The organism is Desulfobacter sp., from assembly GCF_050177295.1.
The window spans coordinates 1-4520 of the sequence record NZ_JBFXHE010000370.1 but is presented as its reverse complement, the minus strand read 5'-3'; the positions used below and the strand labels follow the sequence as shown (position 1 = coordinate 4520).

General features: G+C 48.3%; 7 protein-coding genes. 6 read left to right on the top strand and 1 reads right to left on the bottom strand.

From position 1 onward, the window contains the following. Window positions 1–28 precede the first annotated feature (28 nt). From AB7U36_RS19220 to trxC, 6 genes are all read left to right on the top strand, one after another. On the top strand, window positions 29–937 hold the full coding sequence (locus tag AB7U36_RS19220; RefSeq protein ID WP_428161263.1) for a DMT family transporter: 909 nt from the start codon (window positions 29–31) through the stop codon (window positions 935–937). A 158-nt stretch (window positions 938–1095) separates the two neighbouring features. Further along, a complete protein-coding gene (locus AB7U36_RS19215; RefSeq protein WP_428161262.1) occupies window positions 1096–1359 on the top strand; it encodes a hydroxyethylthiazole kinase in 264 nt (87 codons plus the stop codon). A gap of 3 nt (window positions 1360–1362) precedes the next feature. Then, window positions 1363–1680 (top strand): MTH1187 family thiamine-binding protein, encoded by a 318-nt coding sequence (locus tag AB7U36_RS19210; protein ID WP_428161261.1) that lies wholly within the window; start codon window positions 1363–1365, stop codon window positions 1678–1680. After that, window positions 1670–2365: a thiamine phosphate synthase gene (locus AB7U36_RS19205; RefSeq protein ID WP_428161260.1), complete on the top strand. Its 696-nt coding sequence runs from the start codon at window positions 1670–1672 to the stop codon at window positions 2363–2365. Before AB7U36_RS19210 ends, AB7U36_RS19205 begins: the two co-directional genes overlap by 11 nt. A gap of 22 nt (window positions 2366–2387) precedes the next feature. Continuing rightward, entirely contained in the window at window positions 2388–3116 is a 729-nt protein-coding gene (locus AB7U36_RS19200; RefSeq protein ID WP_428161259.1) for a Rossmann-like domain-containing protein, read from the top strand. Between the two features lie 75 nt (window positions 3117–3191). Next, complete coding sequence (trxC, locus tag AB7U36_RS19195) at window positions 3192–3638, top strand: thioredoxin TrxC (RefSeq protein WP_428161258.1); 447 nt, start codon at window positions 3192–3194, stop codon at window positions 3636–3638. Between the two features lie 84 nt (window positions 3639–3722). Here the strand turns inward: trxC and hisA are convergent, their stop codons facing one another. Then, window positions 3723–4487, bottom strand: coding sequence for a phosphoribosylformimino-5-aminoimidazole carboxamide ribotide isomerase (hisA, locus tag AB7U36_RS19190; RefSeq protein ID WP_428161257.1), 765 nt, complete (start codon window positions 4485–4487; stop codon window positions 3723–3725). Window positions 4488–4520: the final 33 nt, after the last annotated feature.

Here is a 4520-nt window from a genome sequence, read left to right as displayed (position 1 = left end):
TATCAATACCTCTGATGATTGTTGAATAATGCAAAAATATAAAAAAGTCATAGCGTGTTTTGGTGGGGTTGCCGTCGTTTTTATCTGGTCAGGATGGATCACCCTTTCCAGATATGGAATGAAAACACCCCTGACGCCATCGGATTTAACTATGCTGCGGTATGCTACGGCGTTGTGCTTTGTATCGCCCCTTCTTCTGTGGTACGACTGGAAAAAGCATTCTCTGTTTCAGTGGTTGGTGGTCGGCCTTGGAGTAGGTTTTCCATACACACTGTTATCTTTCTATGGATTAAAAACGATTGGGGCTGCTCATGCTGGTGTACTGGTTAACGGAATGCTGCCGGTGCTCGGAACTGTGGCCGCATACTTCATTTTCAGTCAGAAAATATCGTGTCTCAAGTATCTGGCCATTATACTGATTTTTGTTTCAAACGTTATAATGACGGGGGGTGGTGTGGTGCGTCCTGACATGTTGGGAGGATTGTTGATGCTGGTGGGAGCTGCTGTTGTCTATACCGCCCATATGACCGGTATACGATTATGGAACGTCCATTTCAAAGATGTGATTGTTATGGTTCCACTGGTTAATGTTGTGCTCTTTCTTCCTTTTTTTCTTCTGCAGCCTACATCTTTGGATCAAATAAAGATTTCTGAATTGACGGTGCAAGCGGTTTATCAGGGTATTGTGGTAAATATTGTGGCCTTGATGTGTGTGGCTTATGCAATACACCATCTCGGTACCATAGTGGTCTCTCTGTTTATGTCTTTTGTACCTGTGATTACCGCTGTATTCGGCTGGTTATTTTTGGGAGAGAATCTGAACGGGGTGGAACTGCTTGGTATCGCTGGTTGTACGACAGGATTGCTCATATACGGTGTGGGGGCTCCGAATTCCCTGAGGTTGTTATTGAGGGCAATAAGGTCCGGTAGAGTTTAGTGATCAGTCTCTGTGAATTAAAAAAGCAAAACATAAATGGATGCCTGTCTATGGGTAACGGACTAAGGGGCGTGTTGGTAAATTTAAAAGTTTCATGGCCCTAATAAACGCGGGCGTTGAACTTGATTTGGATAATATCAGCGAGAGGACAATTATCAATGGGTTTTAAAAAAGATATTCAAGCCCGAATAATTCAAGCCGTTGAAACCGTAAAGCAGACCAATCCCATGGCAGGATCCGTTACCAACTCGGTGACCATCAATTTTGTCGCCAATGCCCAACTTGCCGTGGGCGGTTCGGCAGCCATGGTCTATCTGCCGGATGAAGCCCAATTTCTGGCCCAGGTTCACTTTCTTGACGCATTATATAAAGCAGAACCAAGGGAAATTGCAGACAACCCGTTTGATATTGAGGAGGTTTAATATATGAATACATTGGTTGCAGTTGCCATATCACCGAGCGGAACAGGTGATGAACTTAGCAGAGACGTTGCACAAGTCATAAAAGTCATCAGGGAATCAGGTCTGAAAAATAGAACCAGTTCCATGTTCACGGAGATCGAAGGCCCGTGGGATGAGGTAATGAAGGTTGTAAAAGAGGCCGCATTCGTACTTGCCGAAAAAGGCATCCGTACGGGCCTTGTTCTGAAAGCGGATATACGGCCCGGATATACAAACATGATGACGGCCAAAGTTGATAAAGTGAACACGCTTTTGGAAGGGACGGATGGGCATGAGGAATAAACTGGATATTTCAGCATATTTTGTGGTGGGGCCGGAGAATACCAAAGGCCGGCCTGTGGCGCCCATTATCCGGGCTGCGGTGGACGCAGGCGTTACATGCGTGCAGATTCGCTCAAAGACGGCGTCTGCCAGGCAATTAATGGAATTAACCGCCCAGGCGTCCGAAGTGATCGCCCAAGCCGGTAAATCCGACATTGTGACCCTGTTGTTGAATGACCGCCTTGACGTGGTTCTGGGGGCAAAAAAACAAGGCGTAAAGGTTGACGGCATCCATGTGGGCCAGTCTGATATCCCCGTGGAGGTCTGCCGGGAATATTTAGGTCCTGATGCCATTGTGGGCTTATCCGCCAGGACCCATGAATTGTTCGAGTACATAAAAAATGCCGATGTCAGCCTCATTGACTATTTTGGCGCAGGTCCTTTGCACGAAACAAAGACCAAACCGGACAGCGGACTTGATATAGACGGCAAAAGAATTACAAGAAGCATTGAAGATATTACAACGCTTGCCCGGCTGAGTTCAATTCCCGTTGTGGTTGGCGGAGGCGTCAAACTTGCCGATATACCGGAGCTTGCCCGGACAGGTGTTTCCGGCTTTTTCGTTGTATCTGCAATATCTGAGGCAGATGATCCGGGGCATGAAGCCGCAACCCTGGTTAAAACCTGGAATAGCCATAAGCGGTAACGTAACGCATAAAGGAAATAAAATGACCATCAACGACATTTACATTCAACTAAAAGAGGCTTTAAAATCAGAAATTGTCCGCCACGATCTCGCAGATAAAAGAATTGACATCAAATGCAAACCATTGTCCGTAGAAGAAGCCATCGGCACCCCGGATCATGATGACTATCCCATTGTCAAAGGCAAAGAGGTGATGATGGCCGCAATATTTAATGGGGCTTCCGGCCAGTCATTCACGGACGAGTACACGGATATCTCTTTGTCCGTGGAGGGACTGCTTGAACTGGACCATGCAAAAACCAGTGACCGGGCAATTTTCATTGCAGGGCTTAATGCGGTTTACAGATCCCTGGAACTTTGTGAAAAAACCATCCATTGTAAGGACAAGGAACCGGTCGCGTGCGCCAAAAACCTGATTGAGCAACCAGAATTCTCAGGGAAAAAGATTCTTCTGGTCGGACTTCAACCCAGATTTCTGGAATATCTTGCCAAACAGAACACGATGTGGGCACTGGACCTTGACCCGGACAACGTGGGTACCGAAAAGTTCGGTGTTCGCATAGAATCCGGTGAAAATTTCAAGGAAGCCCTTGACTGGTGCGACATGATATTTGCCACCGGCTCCACCATCGTGAACGGCACCATTACTGATTTCTTGAACTGCGGAAAACCTGCCGTGTTTTTCGGCGTGACCATCAGTGCCCCGGCCAAAATTTTGGGGCTTTCAAGTTATTGTCATTGCGGCCACTAATCTGTCCGGATCGGCCTGATGTTTATGGTTGCATTGGATATTTTATTTCACCATCAAGAAAGAGGGATAAACAACATGGGTGAGAATCAATTGATTATTCGGTGTACGAAATGCGGGGCAAAAAACCGGGTACCTGAAAACAGGGTTTCGGAAAATCCCAAGTGCGGCAAGTGCGGAACCACGTTGCGCCTTGAAATTTTTGATGCCCCTGTGAACGTTACGGATGCCAACTTTGACCGGGAGGTTATGCAATCATCCCTTCCGGTGCTGGTGGACTGCTGGGCGCCCTGGTGCGGTCCCTGCCGGGCTGTGGGTCCGATTCTGGATGGCCTGGCAAAAACTTACAAGGGGCGGCTTAAAATAGCCAAAGTCAATGTGGACGAAAATCCTGGGACCAGCTCAAAATATCGCATCCAAAGCATTCCCACCATGCTTTTCGTGAAAAACGGCAACCTGGTTGATCAGGTCACCGGGGCCTTGTCCAAGCAGGCTTTGGATGTCCGGATAAAATCATTTATCTGATTCAACGCCTGCCGGAATTGATCCGGCAGGCGTTTTTATCCAGAATCGTTTTAAAAATTTGATTTTCAGGTCACGTTTCAGCGGTCAGATTTGATTCTTGTGCCAAGCCACCACCTCTTGGTAAGGGATGGTGCCCCCAAAGATGTCCAGGGCGGAACCGATGGTCAGGTCCACACGTCCCTTGCCAAGGGATTTTACCCGGTCCAGGTCTGAAAACCGCCCTGCGCCGCCGGCATAGGTGGCAGGGATGGGGCTGTGTTCCCCCAGCAGTGTCACCAGTTCCTCCTGGATACCCTGCATTTTGCCTTCCACATCCACGCCGTGGATTAAAAATTCGTCGCAGAATGCCGACAGATGTTTTATCGTTGCCGGGGTTACGGCTATTTCGGTAAATTTTTGCCAGCGGTCTGTCACAATCCAGAATTGTCCGTCCCTTTTCCGGCAGCTTAGATCCAGAACCAGACGGTTTTTGCCCACGGTATTCACCAGGGCGTTGAGTTTGTCCATGTCCATGCGGCCTTTGGAGAACACATAGGAGGTGACGATGACATGGGATGCGCCGGCATCCAGAAAGGTGTGTGCATTGTCAGGGTTAATCCCGCCACCCATCTGGAGACCACCGGGGAAGGCCTGCAGCGCATCGAGGGCGGCATTGGTATTTCCAGGGCCAAGGGCAATGACATGGCCACCGAAAAGTTGGTCTGCCCGGTACATCTGTGCAAACTGTTCCGGGGTTAAGGCGCTTTCAAAATTGGTGACAAGACTTTCCTGGGTTTGGTCGGACAGGGTGCTTCCCACAATCTGGACGACTTTGCCGTTTCGAAGATCAATGCAGGGTCGAAATTTCATATTACTCATCCTAAAAAATTTTTATATGAACGT

Coding starts and splice junctions, on each gene's coding strand:
- AB7U36_RS19210 (WP_428161261.1), top strand. CDS start 1,363: ATGAATACATTGGTTGCAGTTGCCATATCACCGAGCGGAACAGGTGAT.
- hisA (WP_428161257.1), bottom strand. CDS start 4,487: ATGAAATTTCGACCCTGCATTGATCTTCGAAACGGCAAAGTCGTCCAG.
- AB7U36_RS19200 (WP_428161259.1), top strand. CDS start 2,388: ATGACCATCAACGACATTTACATTCAACTAAAAGAGGCTTTAAAATCA.
- trxC (WP_428161258.1), top strand. CDS start 3,192: ATGGGTGAGAATCAATTGATTATTCGGTGTACGAAATGCGGGGCAAAA.
- AB7U36_RS19215 (WP_428161262.1), top strand. CDS start 1,096: ATGGGTTTTAAAAAAGATATTCAAGCCCGAATAATTCAAGCCGTTGAA.
- AB7U36_RS19220 (WP_428161263.1), top strand. CDS start 29: ATGCAAAAATATAAAAAAGTCATAGCGTGTTTTGGTGGGGTTGCCGTC.
- AB7U36_RS19205 (WP_428161260.1), top strand. CDS start 1,670: ATGAGGAATAAACTGGATATTTCAGCATATTTTGTGGTGGGGCCGGAG.